The organism is Amycolatopsis sp. WAC 04182, assembly GCF_003947465.1.
Lineage (GTDB): Bacteria > Actinomycetota > Actinomycetes > Mycobacteriales > Pseudonocardiaceae > Amycolatopsis.
In genome coordinates this window covers 314,287-328,034 of the sequence record NZ_QHJJ01000002.1, presented here as the reverse complement: position 1 = coordinate 328,034, position 13,748 = coordinate 314,287, and the positions used below count along the sequence as shown (strand labels likewise).

Genomic DNA, 13,748 nt, shown 5'->3' with positions numbered 1-13,748 from the left:
GGTGATCTAGATCACCACCTTTTGGTGGATTACTTACGAGCCTTTGCGTAGTGAATCATGTTCTACGTATCAGCGGTTGACCTGGGGACTTTCACATCTGAGCGCGATGGGATGCAACTCGCCTGAGTGCCGATGTTAAATTTGGGGAAGGTTGGCTATGCGAAATAAGGTTTTTGCTGCAGTTGGAGCAGCGTTGATCGCTGCCGGTTTCGCTACTGTTTCACCGACCGTTGCCACGGCGGACTCGCTGCTGGCGCCGTGTCAGGTGGGCAAGTATGACAACGATGCTGGTGGTTTCTCTGTTTGTCAGGGATCTGGCTATCAGCGGGTGAAGTTGTCCTGTCATGGAGGATCAACGGTTTACGGCCCGACTGTTCGCGCCGACGGGACTCAATCTGGCGCATGGTGCCCGATTCCGTACCTTGTCAAGATTGTCGATGTTGTCTACATGCCCTGATGATTCAGGTCAATTTGTGTAACTGATGTCTGTAATTGAAACCCTTGGTTGATGCCGGTGAACATTTCTGTATGAGGTGAAATCGGGCTTGTGCTTTACCGTGGGAAGTGAAATCCGTCGCGGTAAAGCACAAGCCAAACCCAATGCCCGCCATCAGGCCGGACTCCGATTCGGGCGTGCTGGTCACTCTCCGTTCGGGCCCCACGTGGCCTGAGCGATCGTTATGTGGCCCTGACCAGGGCGACCCGGCGGATGGGCGTAGTGCAGACCGGTGACCTTGTTCCCGTGCTGGAGGGTCTTGGCTAAGGTCGGCCGCATGCGCACATTCGGCAAGATCGTGGTCATCGGCGCGGGCGTGCTCGCCCTGGCGGCCTGTGGCGAGAAACAGAACACCGCAGGTTCGGCCCAGACCTCCGGCGCGGCCCCCGCGTCGGCGTCGTCGTCGGCCCCGGCCGCCCCGAAGGGCAAGGAATGCACGGCCGAGGATGTGAAGACCACCGGGAAGTTCGGCGAGGCGCCGACCATCACCATCCCGGACGACTGCGACCCGCCGAAGAAGCTCATCACCAAGGACCTGGAGCCCGGCACCGGCGAGGGCGCCAAGTCGGGTCAGCGGTTGAAGATGAACTACTCGCTGGTCACCTGGTCCAACAAGCAGAAGCTAGACAGTTCCTTCGACCGCGGTGAACCGTTCGAGTTGCCACTCGGCGCGGGCAAGGTCATCCAGGGCTGGGATCAGGGCTTGCAAGGGATCAAGCAGGGCGCGCGGCGTCTGCTGATCATCCCGCCGGACCTCGGCTACGGCCAGGGTGATCGTGGCATCGCGCCGAACGAGACCCTGGTGTTCGTGACCGACGCGGTGAGCGTCCCGACCGACAAGGGTTGATGGGGACTTCCGACGGCCGCGTCCACCGGGGCCGGGTTCGTTCCTGGCTGGTGGACGACGGCTGGGGAGTGGTCGAGTCGGCCTACTTCGCCGATCCGATCTGGGTCCACTATTCGATGCTGGAGGGTTTCGGCCCTGGCGAATTCCGGCAGCTCCACGTGGGCGACGAGGTGGAGCTGACCGTCGAGCATGCGGAACAGGACGAGTTCCGGCTGCGGGGGCTCTGGGTGCGGTTGGCCCGCTGAAGTCCGTGAAGGCCTCCTTGAGGGACCCAGAGTCCCTCAAGGAGGCCTTCACGGACTTGAAGTCAGCCGGCGTGCTCCCAGGTGTGCAGCGTGATCTTCAGTCCCTTCTCGACCTTCGCCTCGGGCGCCGCGTCGGTCAGGGCGTAGCCGACCCGGCGCGCGACGGCCTGACTGGCCGCGTTCTCGGCGTCGATCTTCAGCTGGAGCGGTCCGAGCCCGAGGTCCAGCGCGTGGGCGGTGAGGACCCGCAACGCCCGCGCAGCCAGGTCCTGCCCGCGGTGGGCGGGACCGACGGCGTACCCGAGTTCGGCCGCATCGTCCTTCAGGAACAGCACCACCTCGCCGAGCGGCTCGCCGCCGTCGGCCGTGATGGCGAGCCGTAGTCCGTTGCCTTCCTCGCGGCGGGCGACGGACTTCGCGTAGTGGGCCTTCGCCGCCACTTCGTCGAACGGCGAAGGCAGCGGCGTGAACCGCGCGACGGCGGGATTGTCGAACAGCCCCGGCATGAACGCGATGTCGTCCTCGACCCACTCCCGCAGGACAAGCCCCTCGCCGGTGAGCCGGACCTCCTCCGGCCAGAGCGTCGTCACGGGATCAGCAGGAGCTTGCCGGTGGTGCGGCGGCCCTGGAGGTCTTCGTGCGCCTGACGGGCGTCGGCCAGCGGGTAGCGGCCGCCGATGCGGATGTTCAGCGAGCCGTCCTGGACGGCGGCGAACAGCTCGCTCACGCGCCACTCCAGTTCTTCGCGGGTGAGCACGTAGTGCGCGGAGGTCGGGCGGGTGAGGTACACCGAGCCGCTGCGGTTGAGCAGCTGCGGGTCGATCGGCGGGACCGGGCCGCTGGCCGCGCCGTAGAGGGCGAGCAGGCCGCGGATCTTCAGGCTCGCGAGGCTGCCGTCCACAGTGGACTTGCCGACGCCGTCGTAGACGACCTCGACGCCCTTGCCGCCGGTGAGGTCGCGGGTGGCCTTGGCGAAGTCGGCCTGGTCGTAGCGGATGACGTCGTCCGCGCCGGCCTGCTTGGCGAGTTCGGCCTTCTCGTCGGTGGAGACGGTGCCGATCACCCGGGCGCCGCGGGCCTTGGCCAGCTGGACCAGCAGCAGGCCCATCCCACCCGCCGCGGCGTGGATCAGCACGTCGTCACCGGCCTTGACCTCGTAGGTCGAGGCGATCAGCGCGTGCGCGGTGATGCCCTGGAGCATCGTGGCGGCGGCGGTCTCCTCGGACACGCCGTCCGGGATCTTCACCGCGATCGTGGCGGGAACCAGACGGCGCTGGGCGTAGCTGCCCAGCGACCCCTGCCAGGCGACCCGGTCGCCGACGGCGAAACCGGTCACGTCCGCGCCGACCGCGGCCACCGTGCCTGCGCCCTCCATGCCCAGGACGAACGGCGTGTCGACCGGGTAGATGCCTTCGCGGTGATAGGTGTCGATGTAGTTGACGCCCGCCGCCGCGACGTCCACGAGCAGTTCGCCGGAACCGGGTTCGCCGACCTCGACTTGCGCCAGCTCAAGGACTTCGGGACCACCGGTTCGCCGGATCTGCACTGCCGCGGGCATACATCCTCCTCGTTCAAGGTCGTTCCGACCGGCACAACTATGGCCGACGCCACGGTTATTCCGCGTCCCGGGCCTTTCGCGGTTAAGCTCGGCGCGTGGCTGAGACCGAAGAGAAGACCGAGACCGCCGCCCCCACGTCGCGCCAGGTCGCGGCCGCCCGCGACTTCGTGAAGCGGCACGGGAAGCCGTCGCGCGCGGTGGTGGAGAACATCGGCCGGATCGGCGCGCGCGTCGTGCTCGTGGGCGCCGACGGTGCGCTCGGCGACGTCGTCGTCACCTCCGTGGAGGCGGGCGAGGCGCTGGTCGAGGCCGTCGAAGACCTCGAGCCCGCCGAATGGGACAGCGAGACCGTGAAGGCCACCAAGATCGGCGCCGAGCACCGCCGCCGGATGGCGGGGAAGTGAGCGGCTCCGCGATCTTCGTCGCCTGCTCCGCGCTGCCGGAAGGCGACGGCGACGAGCACGCCGTACCCGAGGCGCTGGCCGACCTGGGCTTCAAGACCCGCTGGGCCGCCTGGGACGACACGACCGTCGACTTCGCCGCGGCGGACATCGTCGTGCTGCGCGCCACCTGGGACTACGCCGAGCGCCGCGACGAGTTCCTGTCCTGGACCGAGACCGTGCCGACGCTGGCCAATTCGGCCGAAGTCGCGCGGTGGAACACCGACAAGTCCTACCTGGCCGAACTCGGCGACGCCGGGGTCGCGGTCGTGCCGACGACGCTGATCGCGCCGGACGAGAAGGCCCCGCGCTGGCCCAAGGGCGAGTTCGTGCTGAAGCCCGCCATCGGCGCCGGTTCGCGCGGAGCGGGCCGGTTCACGGAGGGCGACGCGGCCGCCGCGCATCTCTCCAAGCTGCAAGCCGACGGCAACACCGTGGTGCTCCAGCCGTATCAGTCCAGTGTGGACAGTGCGGGCGAGATCGCGCTGGTGTACTTCGGCGGTGTGTACTCACACGCGTTCTCGAAGGCCGCGATGCTGGGCCGGGAACTCGACGAGTCCGGTCTGTACGTCACGGAAAAGCTCGCGCCCGTGCAGCCGGCCGCGAGCTTCCGTGCGCTCGCCGAAGACGCTCTGGACGCGACGGCGGCGCTGCTCGGCATCCTGCGCGCGGAACTGCTCTACGCCCGCGTCGACCTCGTCGCCGGGCCGGACGGCCGGCCACTGGTGCTGGAACTGGAGCTCGTCGAGCCTTCGCTCGGGTTCCGGCAGACCGACGACGCCGCGGCCTGGCGGTTCGCCTCCGCCGTCCGCCAGCAACTCGCCTGACCTCGTGAGTGGTAAAGACGGTTCTAACCGTCTTTACCACTCACGAGCGGGTCAGGCGGGTTTGGCGAGCTTGGCGGCCAAGCGCTCCGGTTTCGGCCACCGCACGTCGCGGGCCCAGCCGAACTTCTCGAACAGCCAGATCACCCGCGCCGACACGTCGACCTGTCCGCGCAGGACACCGTGCCGCGCGCAGGTCGGGTCGGCGTGGTGGGAGTTGTGCCACGACTCGCCCATGGACAGGATCGCCAGCGGCCAGAAGTTCGCCGCCTTGTCACGGCTGGCGAACGGGCGTTCGCCGACCAGGTGACAGATCGAGTTCACCGACCAGGTGACGTGGTGCAGGAACGCGATCCGGACCAGCCCGGCCCAGAAGAACCCGGTCACCACACCCCACCACGACCAGCTGAGCAGCCCGCCGAGCACGGCGGGCAGCAGGAGGCTCAGCGTGATCCACAGCCAGAAGTAGCGGTTCACCACGCGAAGGTCTTTGTCGGCCACCAGGTCCGGCGCGAACCGGTCGTAGTTGGTCACCTCGCGGCTGAACATCCAGCCCATGTGCGCGTGCCAGAAGCCGCGCAGCAGCGCCGACGGCGACGTCCCGAACAGCCAGGGGGAGTGCGGGTCGCCTTCGCGGTCGGCGAAGGCGTGGTGGCGGCGGTGGCTGGCCACCCAGAAGATGACCGAACCCTGCACCGCGAAGCTGCCGGCGATCGCGAGCGCCACGCGCAGCGGGCGCCCGGCCTTGAAGGCGCCGTGGGTGAAGTAGCGGTGGTATCCGACGGTCACCCCGAGCGTCCCGACGGTGTAGAACACGGCCGCCAGCGCCAGATCGACCCAGGTCATGCCCCAGCCCCACACGATCGGCACGGCGGCGAGCAGCGCGACGAACGGGACCAGCAGGAAGGTCTTGAGGATCAGCATCTCCCCGGAGCCTCGGCGGTGGGAGATGAGGGGTTTGGACGGACTGGCCGGTGCGTCCGGCTCGGTGCTGGCGGTCATACGACACCTCGTGCCTCGACTCGGTGGTGAACCCCCGTGCGGGGCACCGAAACGCAGCGTAAGGGCAGCGTCTGGCGAGCACGCCGCCCGGGGGTTACGTCCGGTTTGCCAGGGGGTCAGTTCGAAGTGGCGAGTTCCCGGTCAGCGGCGTGGGAAACCGGCACCGGACCGCGATCACGTGAGCCGCACCACAGTGCCGCCGTCGAGATGATCACCAGCGCGGAACCGAGGACGTGGAACGAGACCAGCGCCTCCGGCACCCCGAGGCCGTACTGCACCGAGCCCACGACGCCCTGGAGGACCGCGACGACCCACACGATGGTGTACCGCTTCCACACCTGCTTCGGCGTCTCGCCCCGCATCAGCTGGAGCCCGAAGACGGCCAGCACGATCAGGTAGACCACCAGCAGCCCGCCGTGGATCTGGGTGAGCGTCTCGATCGGGGCCTGGAGCCGGTGGGTGCCGGGGTCGCCGCCGTGCGGGCCCGCCCCGGTCACGGTGGTTCCCGCCACGAGGACGGCCCACATGGACACGGCGAGCGCGATCAGCGTCTTGCGGCCCGCGTCCGGGATCAGCCAGCGGGCGGGCTCGTCGCCCTCCTTGAACGCGCGCAGCAGCAGCACCGCGAGCCAGACCAGGGGAGTGGAGGCCAGGAAGTGGAGCGCGACGGTCCACCATTCGAGCTTCGCGAGCACGGTGATCCCGCCGACGACGGCCTGCAGCATCACGCCGGCGGGCATCGTCCAGGCCAGCTTCACCAGACGGCGGCGGCTGGGGTGCTCGATCTGTACGCGCCAAGCGGTGATCACGCACAGCGCGGCGACCAGGATGACGACGCCGGTCAGCATCCGGTTGCTGAATTCGATCCACTGGGTGAGCGCGTCGAACTCGGGATGCGCGACGGGCACGATGCTGCCTTCGACGCACTGCGGCCAGGTCGGGCAGCCGAGGCCCGAACCCGTCACCCGGACGACTGAGCCGGTGACGCCGATTCCGGCCTGGGCGATCACCGCCGCTATCGCGACCCCTCGCTGGACCGCGAACGAGGGATACGGCAGACGCGCTACAAGGCTCTGGAACGGCACCGTCCGATGCTAGAACGCCCTTCCTGAGAGCCTTCCACCGGCCACACGCGGTGTGTCGGCCGCCTCAGGTCAGCTTCGTGGTCTTGCTCGCCAGCGCGCCCGCGACGACGCCCCAGCCGACGAGCACCGCGAACGGGCCCCAGCCGAACGAGCCGTCCAGCAGGACCGACCGCAGGCCTTCGGCGAGCGCGCCCGAGGGCAGCAGTTCGACGATCCACGCGACGCCGGACGGCATGGTCGACGGCGCCAGCAGGATGCCGCCCGCGAGCAGCAGCACGAACCAGACGATGTTCGCCAGCGCCAGCACGGCCTCCGCGCGCAGCGCCCCGCCGAGCAACAGGCCCAGCGCGCCGAACGCGAGCGTGCCGACGATCAGGAACGGGATCGCGCCGAGAAGTCCGCCAAGCGACGGAGACCAGCCCAGCAGCGCGGCGACGCCACCGAGGATCACCGCCTGCAGCGCGACCACGACCAGCGCGGCGGCCACCCGGCCCGCGATGAGCAGCCAACGGGGGAGCGCGGTGGCGGAAAGTCGTTTGAGGACGCCGTAACGGCGGTCGAAGCCCAGTGCGATGGCCTGCCCGGTGAACGCCGAGGACATCACCGCCAGCGCCAGGATCCTCGGCGTGATCCAGTCCACTTTGGACGAATCGCCGAGTTGGGACGACGGCAGGATGTCCAGCAGCGACAGGCCGATCAGCAGCGCGAGCGGGATCAGCAGGGTCAGCAGGATCTGCTCGCCGTGGCGCAGCGTCAGGCTCGCTTCGACCTTCGCGTGCGTGCGCAGCATCTTGCCGAGCGAACCGCGGCCGGGGGCCGGAGTGAACGTGCCGGGGGCGAACCGGGGCGTGGGCGTGGTGGTCATGCGCGCAGTTCCCGTCCGGTCAGCTCCAGGAAGACCTCTTCCAGCGTGCGCCTGCCGACCTGCAGTTCCTCGGGCATGACACCCTGCTGCGCGCACCACGCCGTCACCGTCGACACCACCTGCGGGTCGATCGCGCCTTCGACGAGATACGTGCCCGGCGCCGACTCGTGGACGAGGTGCCCCTCGGGCAGCGCCGCGGTCAGCAGCGCGGTGTCGAGCCGCGTCCGCGCCTTGAATCGCAGCTGCGCGCTCTCACCGGCCTCGACGGTCAGGGACTGCGGGGAACCTTCCACGACGACCTTGCCGTGGTCCACGATCACCACGGTGTCGGCCAGCGTTTCGGCCTCCTCCATCAGATGCGTGGTGAGCAGCACGCTGACCCCGTCGGCGCGCAGTGCCGCGAGCAGGTCCCAGACCAGGCGGCGGGCCTGCGGGTCCATGCCCGCCGTCGGCTCGTCGAGGAAGAGCAGTTCCGGCCGTCCGACGAGCGCGCAGGCGAGCGAGAGCCGCTGCTGCTGCCCGCCGGAAAGGCGTTTGAACGGTGTCTTCTTCGCACCCGCGAGACCGAGGACGTCCAGCAGCCAAGCCGGGTCGAGCGGGTTCGCCGCGCACGCGGCGACCAGCCCGAGCATCTCGTCGGCGCGGACGCCGGGATACGCGCCGCCGCCCTGGGGCATCACGCCGATCCGGGGCCGCAGCGCGGCGCCGTCGCGTGCCGGGTCCAGGCCCAGCACACGGACTTCGCCGTCGTCAGGCCGCAGGAAGCCTTCGCAGATCTCGACGGTGGTGGTCTTGCCGGCCCCGTTCGGGCCGAGCAGAGCGAGCAGTGCGCCACGGTCCATCCGCAGATCGAGTCCATCGACGGCGGTGGTGGATCCGTAGCGTTTCACCAGCCCGGTGATCTCGACGGCGGGGGCGTTCACGACAGGTCACGATACGGCCTCACGCCGGGACCGAATGCTCCGGGGACGGTCTGGACAGCAGCAGTGGTGAGAGGCGGTGGACGATGAACAGCCCCAGTAGCGTGACGACCCCGGCGGCGGCCCACGCGAACGGCAGGACGAAACCGCGGCCCTCGAAGGTGCTTCCGGTCGTCGGCAGGAGGAACGGCAGGACGGCGGTGACGATCGTCGCGGCGATGCGGAACCGCGAGGTCCCCGCCGCCGCGGCGAGCGGGATGATCGCCCACAGCAGGTACCAGGGCTGGAGCGCGACGTGCAGCACCATCACCGCGCCCAGCGAGACACCGAGGCCGATGATCGGCCGGTAGCGCCATTTGAAGCTGTCCCAGAGGAACTTGACCGTCACCGCGCCCGCGACGACGTAGCCCAGCGTGCCGAGGATCGGCACCATCGCGTTGGTGTGGTTGCCGAGGCCGAGCGCGATGCCGAGGACGCCGCCGAGCGCGGCGAGTTCCGACGTCGGCGAGATCCACGAGCGGACCAGTCCCGGTGTCCCGAGCGCGCCGACCCAGCCGAACCCGAGGCCGGTGCCGTAACAGACCGCCACCAGCACCACGCCGAACAGCAGCGCCATCGGCACCGCGGCGGTGACCAGGTCCTTGATCCGGCCGTGCCAGCGTCTGGCCACCATCACCGTGAAGAACGGCAGTGCCAGGACCGCGTTGATCTTCACCGCGACGCCGAGGGTGATGATCGCCACCCCGAGCCCGATGTAGAGCAGTTCCCCCTTGGCCAGCGGGGGGACGGCGTCGTCCTTGAACCGCACCGGCATCCGCTGGAGACCGACCTCCAGCCCGGCCACCATGAGCCCGATCGCGAGCGCGTCGTTGTGGGCGCCCGCGACGAAGTGGAAGATCAGCAGCGGGTTCGCCGCGCCGAGCCACAGCGCGGTGGCGGGCTGCACGCCGAACCGCCGGGCCAGCCGGGGCAGCGCCCAGATGATCAGGATGACGCCGATCAGCGCGAGCCCGCGCTGCAGCAGGACCCCGGTGACGATGTTGCCGCTGCTCAGCGGGGCGAGCCAGCCGCCGAGGCGCAGCAACAGCGGGCCGTACGGCGCCGGGGTCTCGCGCCACATGTTGGAGACACCCGAGGTCAGCGGGTCGGAGACGCCGAGCGCTTCGGCCGGGCCGAGGGAGTACGGGTCCATCCCGCGGGCGACGATCTCGCTCTGCGCGAGGTAGCTGTAGACGTCGCGGGAGAACAGTGGGGGGATGAACAGCAGCGGCGCGCACCAGAGCGCGATGGTGCGGGCGAGCTGGCCCTGAGTGGCGAGGCGGCGGCGCGCGGGCTGCGCGAACCGGCCGAGCAGCAGCCAGCTGAGCACGATGATCGCCATGCCGGCCAGGCCCATCGCGAGCGAGACCATGGGGATCCGGGTGAACAGCCGCAGGACCGGGATCTCCTGCACCGGGTTGATCACCGGTGCGGCGCCCGCGCCGAGCGAGCCGAGGGCGAGGAACAGCGAACCGACCGCCCCGAACCGGCGGACCACGTTCAGGCCGCGCAGTTCCTTGTCGTCCAGGGGTTCCGGGTCGTGCGGGCGCCCGGGGACGAGCGTCGCCACCGACCCCGCCGCCCGGTCTTCCGGCTCCGCCCCGTCCGTGTCCCGCTGTGCCGGGTGATCGCCCTCTGCCACTCGGGAAGGGTAGCGATGCCGGGAACAGGCCGAGCGGGTACGTGGTTACCGAGGGCTGAAGGGGACCATCACCGCATGCGACGCGGTGAAGGACGCTTTCGTCTCGTCGCATGCGGGGAACGCGTCCACGCGAAAGCGCCGGTCCTCGTGCTGTTAGGCAGGACACGCGTGATTGAGCGGCGATCTCGCGTGATTGGAGGGCGAACTCGCGTGATTGAGCGGCGATCACGAGTGATGTCCATCGGCGGGAGCCGAGCCGCCGCGAAGTGACCCACGCCACTCCGTGAGGCACCCCTCTTTGCCGTCTCCCCGGAAATACGTCACACTTGTGTTGTGAAAAAGACGGGGACGCAGGACGAGGCCGGTGGCGACATGCCCCGCGCCGAGGTCCAGCCTGTCCCCGCGCAGGTTGGCCCCGAGGGGCGGACCAGGCATGAAGTGGCCCGCTTGCTGCTGGAACAGGGTCCGATGACCGCCGTCGTGGTGGCCGAGCAGCTGGGGATCAGCGCCGCCGCCGTCCGCCGTCATCTCGACGCCCTGCTCGCCGACGGCGAGGCCGAAACCCGGGACGCGCCCCGCCGCGGGCCCCGCGGACGCGGCCGTCCGGCCAAGAACTTCCTGCTCACCGAAGCGGGCCGCGCCCGGTTCGGGCACGCCTACGACGACCTCGCGTCCTCGGCCATCCGCTTCCTCGCCGAGCACGCCGGGGAAGACGCCGTGAAGGCCTTCGCGGAGGCTCGCGTCGCCTCGCTCGTCGGCCCGCATCAGGACGCGATCACCAAGCACACGGACCCCGCCTCGCGCGCCGAGGCCCTCGCTGCGGCGCTGACCAGGGAGGGTTACGCTGCGTCGACCCGTCAGGTCGGTGTCGGCGAACAGCTCTGCCAGCACCATTGCCCGGTCGCCCACGTCGCCGCCGAGTTCCCTCAGTTGTGTGAAGCCGAGACAGAGGCTTTCGCGGAACTTCTGGGTACTCACGTGCAGCGGCTGGCGACCATCGCACGCGGTGACAACGCGTGCACCACACACGTACCCGCCGTCTCGGCGGGTCACCCGGCCACACCCGGGCCGGGAAGCACGGCGCCCTCTCCAGGGCGCACAGCACGGATCCCGAATGGAGGGAAACCCGCATGACTGCCGCTGCCGAGCAGCGCACTCCCACCACCGCGCCCATGAGCCAGGAAGAGACCATCGAGTCCCTTGGCAAGTACGCGTTCGGCTGGGCGGACTCCGACGAGGCGGGCTCAACGGCCCGTCGCGGACTGAACGAGGACGTCGTCACCGACATCTCCTCGAAGAAGTCCGAGCCGGAGTGGATGCGCGAAGCGCGACTCAAGGCGCTCAAGCTCTTCGACTTGAAGCCGATGCCCAACTGGGGTGCGGACCTCTCCGGGATCGACTTCGACAACATCAAGTACTTCGTGCGGTCCACGGAGAAGCAGGCCACTTCCTGGGAAGACCTGCCCGAGGACATCAAGAACACGTACGACCGGCTCGGCATCCCCGAGGCGGAGAAGCAGCGCCTCGTCGCCGGTGTCGCCGCGCAGTACGAGTCCGAGGTCGTCTACCACCAGATCCGCGAGGACCTGGAGGCCCAAGGCGTCCTGTTCCTGGACACCGACACCGCGCTCAAGGAGCACCCGGAGATCTTCAAGGAGTACTTCGGCTCCGTGATCCCGGCCGGGGACAACAAGTTCTCCGCGCTGAACACCGCGGTGTGGTCCGGCGGTTCGTTCATCTACGTGCCCAAGGGCGTCAAGGTGGACATCCCGCTGCAGGCGTACTTCCGCATCAACACCGAGAACATGGGTCAGTTCGAGCGGACCCTGATCATCGTCGACGAAGACGCCTACGTGCACTACGTCGAGGGTTGCACCGCGCCGATCTACCAGTCCGACTCGCTGCACTCGGCGGTCGTGGAGATCATCGTGAAGAAGGGCGCCCGCTGCCGCTACACGACCATCCAGAACTGGTCGAACAACGTCTACAACCTGGTCACCAAGCGCGCCAAGTGCGAAGAGGGCGCGACCATGGAGTGGATCGACGGCAACATCGGTTCCAAGGTCACGATGAAGTACCCGTCCGTGTTCCTCATGGGCGAGCACGCCAAGGGCGAGGTCCTCTCGGTCGCGTTCGCTGGCGAGGGCCAGCACCAGGACGCCGGCGCGAAGATGGAGCACCTGGCGCCGCACACCTCCTCGACCATCGTGTCGAAGTCGGTGGCGCGCGGAGGTGGCCGCACCTCGTACCGCGGTCTGGTCAAGGTCGCGAAGCGGGCGCACCACTCGCGGTCCAGCGTCGTCTGTGACGCGCTGCTCGTCGACACGATCTCGCGGTCGGACACGTACCCGTACGTCGACATCCGCAACGACGAGGTCTCCATGGGCCACGAGGCGACCGTCTCGAAGGTCAGCGAAGACCAGATGTTCTACCTCATGTCGCGCGGTCTCGACGAGGCCGAGGCCATGGCGATGATCGTGCGCGGGTTCGTCGAGCCCATCGCGCGTGAGCTGCCGATGGAGTACGCGCTCGAGCTGAACCGCCTGATCGAGCTTCAGATGGAAGGGTCCGTCGGCTAGTCATGTCGGTTACCGAGAACAACGTTTCCGAAGCGATGCGCGAGGGCGTGGTCATCCCGGCCACGTCCCGCGCGGAGCGCTTCACCTCCTACGACGTCGAGGCCTTCGAGGTCCCCGGCGGTCGTGAGGAGAACTGGCGTTTCACTCCGATGAAGCGGCTGCGCGGCCTGCACGACGGGTCCGCCGCCGCTTCGGGTTCGGCCACCGTGGACGCCGACGCCGCACCCGAACTGAAGATCGAGACGGTCGGCCGGGACGACGAGCGCCTCGGCGCCGCGGGTGTCCCGAGCGACCGGATCGCCGCGCAGGCGTACTCCTCGTTCACCGAAGCCACCGTCATCACGGTGCCCAAGGAGACGAAGACGTCGAAGCCGTCGACGGTGAAGATCACCGGCCCCGGCGAGGGCAAGGTCGCCTACGGGCACATGCAGGTGCGCGCCGAGCAGTTCTCCGAGGCCGTCATCGTCCTCGACCACGTCGGCTCCGGCACCTACGCCGACAACGTCGAGTTCGTCATCGGCGATTCGGCGAACGTGACCGTGGTCAGCGTCCAGGACTGGGCCGACGACGCGGTGCACGTCTCCGAGCAGCACCTCAAGCTCGGCCGCGACGCCACGCTCAAGCACATGGTCATCACCCTGGGTGGTGACCTCGTCCGCGTCTCGCCGACGGCGACGTTCGCCGACAAGGGCGGCGACGTCGAGATGCTCGGCCTGTACTTCGCGGACGAGGCGCAGCACCAGGAGCACCGTCTCTTCGTCGACCACGCGGTGCCGAACTGCAAGTCGCGGGTGATGTACAAGGGCGCGCTGCAGGGCGATGGCGCGCACACCGTGTGGGTCGGCGACGTGCTGATCCGGGCGGCCGCCGAGGCCACCGACACCTACGAGCTCAACCGCAACCTGGTGCTGACGCCGGGCGCGCGGGCGGACTCGATCCCGAACCTGGAGATCGAGACCGGCGAGATCGAAGGCGCGGGCCACGCGAGCGCGACGGGAAGGTTCGACGACGAGCAGTTGTTCTACCTCCAGTCGCGCGGTATCGGCGAAGACGCCGCGCGCCGCCTGGTCGTCCGCGGGTTCTTCCACGAGATCCTGGTCAAGATCGGCGTTCCCGAGGTGCGCGAGCGTCTCGAGGCCGCGATCGAAGCCGAGCTCGAAGCTGTCGGCGCCTGAGCGCGCGTCCGTCCACAAGAGACTTTTAGGA

The 13,748-nt window shown here is 68.9% G+C and carries 14 protein-coding genes; 7 read left to right on the top strand and 7 right to left on the bottom strand.

What is annotated here, in order from left to right:
* Window positions 1-773 precede the first annotated feature (773 nt).
* Window positions 774-1,343 (top strand): FKBP-type peptidyl-prolyl cis-trans isomerase, encoded by a 570-nt coding sequence (locus DMH01_RS08695; RefSeq protein ID WP_125674944.1) that lies wholly within the window; start codon window positions 774-776, stop codon window positions 1,341-1,343.
* Window positions 1,343-1,588 carry a cold shock domain-containing protein gene (locus DMH01_RS08690; RefSeq protein ID WP_125674942.1) on the top strand — a complete coding sequence of 82 codons (246 nt, stop codon included), beginning with the start codon at window positions 1,343-1,345 and terminating at the stop codon, window positions 1,586-1,588. Before DMH01_RS08695 ends, DMH01_RS08690 begins: the two co-directional genes overlap by 1 nt.
* A gap of 62 nt (window positions 1,589-1,650) precedes the next feature.
* On the opposite strand, the gene DMH01_RS08685 is transcribed toward DMH01_RS08690, so the two are convergent.
* Entirely contained in the window at window positions 1,651-2,178 is a 528-nt protein-coding gene (locus DMH01_RS08685) for a GNAT family N-acetyltransferase (protein WP_125674940.1), read from the bottom strand.
* A complete protein-coding gene (locus tag DMH01_RS08680; protein WP_125674938.1) occupies window positions 2,175-3,146 on the bottom strand; it encodes a quinone oxidoreductase in 972 nt (323 codons plus the stop codon). The genes DMH01_RS08685 and DMH01_RS08680 overlap by 4 nt, the downstream gene beginning before the upstream one ends.
* Before the next feature lie 95 nt (window positions 3,147-3,241).
* On the opposite strand from DMH01_RS08680, the gene DMH01_RS08675 reads away from it, so the two are divergent.
* Window positions 3,242-3,550, top strand: coding sequence for a hypothetical protein (locus DMH01_RS08675; protein WP_125674936.1), 309 nt, complete (start codon window positions 3,242-3,244; stop codon window positions 3,548-3,550).
* On the top strand, window positions 3,547-4,413 hold the full coding sequence (locus DMH01_RS08670; RefSeq protein WP_125674934.1) for a RimK family alpha-L-glutamate ligase: 867 nt from the start codon (window positions 3,547-3,549) through the stop codon (window positions 4,411-4,413). The genes DMH01_RS08675 and DMH01_RS08670 overlap by 4 nt, the downstream gene beginning before the upstream one ends.
* Window positions 4,414-4,464: 51 nt before the next feature.
* On the opposite strand, the gene DMH01_RS08665 is transcribed toward DMH01_RS08670, so the two are convergent.
* The 5 genes from DMH01_RS08665 to mptB all read right to left on the bottom strand — a co-directional run bounded on the left by DMH01_RS08665 (window position 4,465) and on the right by mptB (window position 9,891).
* Window positions 4,465-5,412, bottom strand: coding sequence for an acyl-CoA desaturase (locus DMH01_RS08665; RefSeq protein ID WP_125674932.1), 948 nt, complete (start codon window positions 5,410-5,412; stop codon window positions 4,465-4,467).
* Between the two features lie 116 nt (window positions 5,413-5,528).
* On the bottom strand, window positions 5,529-6,497 hold the full coding sequence (locus tag DMH01_RS08660) for a heme A synthase (protein WP_125674930.1): 969 nt from the start codon (window positions 6,495-6,497) through the stop codon (window positions 5,529-5,531).
* A gap of 64 nt (window positions 6,498-6,561) precedes the next feature.
* Window positions 6,562-7,362 carry an ABC transporter permease gene (locus tag DMH01_RS08655; RefSeq protein WP_125674928.1) on the bottom strand — a complete coding sequence of 267 codons (801 nt, stop codon included), beginning with the start codon at window positions 7,360-7,362 and terminating at the stop codon, window positions 6,562-6,564.
* Window positions 7,359-8,285 carry an ABC transporter ATP-binding protein gene (locus DMH01_RS08650; protein ID WP_125674926.1) on the bottom strand — a complete coding sequence of 309 codons (927 nt, stop codon included), beginning with the start codon at window positions 8,283-8,285 and terminating at the stop codon, window positions 7,359-7,361. The genes DMH01_RS08655 and DMH01_RS08650 overlap by 4 nt, the downstream gene beginning before the upstream one ends.
* A 19-nt stretch (window positions 8,286-8,304) precedes the next feature.
* Window positions 8,305-9,891, bottom strand: coding sequence for a polyprenol phosphomannose-dependent alpha 1,6 mannosyltransferase MptB (gene mptB, locus DMH01_RS08645; protein ID WP_125676623.1), 1,587 nt, complete (start codon window positions 9,889-9,891; stop codon window positions 8,305-8,307).
* Between the two features lie 405 nt (window positions 9,892-10,296).
* Here mptB and DMH01_RS08640 point away from each other — a divergent pair, with 405 nt between their 5' ends.
* The 3 genes from DMH01_RS08640 to sufD are packed head-to-tail and all read left to right on the top strand — an operon-like array spanning window position 10,297 to window position 13,717.
* The gene (locus tag DMH01_RS08640) at window positions 10,297-11,097 is read left to right on the top strand and encodes a helix-turn-helix transcriptional regulator (RefSeq protein ID WP_370323356.1); all 801 of its coding nucleotides are present in this window, start codon (window positions 10,297-10,299) and stop codon (window positions 11,095-11,097) included.
* Window positions 11,094-12,542, top strand: a complete 1,449-nt coding sequence (gene sufB, locus DMH01_RS08635) for a Fe-S cluster assembly protein SufB (protein WP_034311804.1) — start codon at window positions 11,094-11,096, stop codon at window positions 12,540-12,542. The genes DMH01_RS08640 and sufB overlap by 4 nt, the downstream gene beginning before the upstream one ends.
* A 2-nt stretch (window positions 12,543-12,544) precedes the next feature.
* On the top strand, window positions 12,545-13,717 hold the full coding sequence (gene sufD, locus DMH01_RS08630; RefSeq protein WP_125674925.1) for a Fe-S cluster assembly protein SufD: 1,173 nt from the start codon (window positions 12,545-12,547) through the stop codon (window positions 13,715-13,717).
* The last annotated feature ends 31 nt before the right edge of the window (window positions 13,718-13,748 follow it).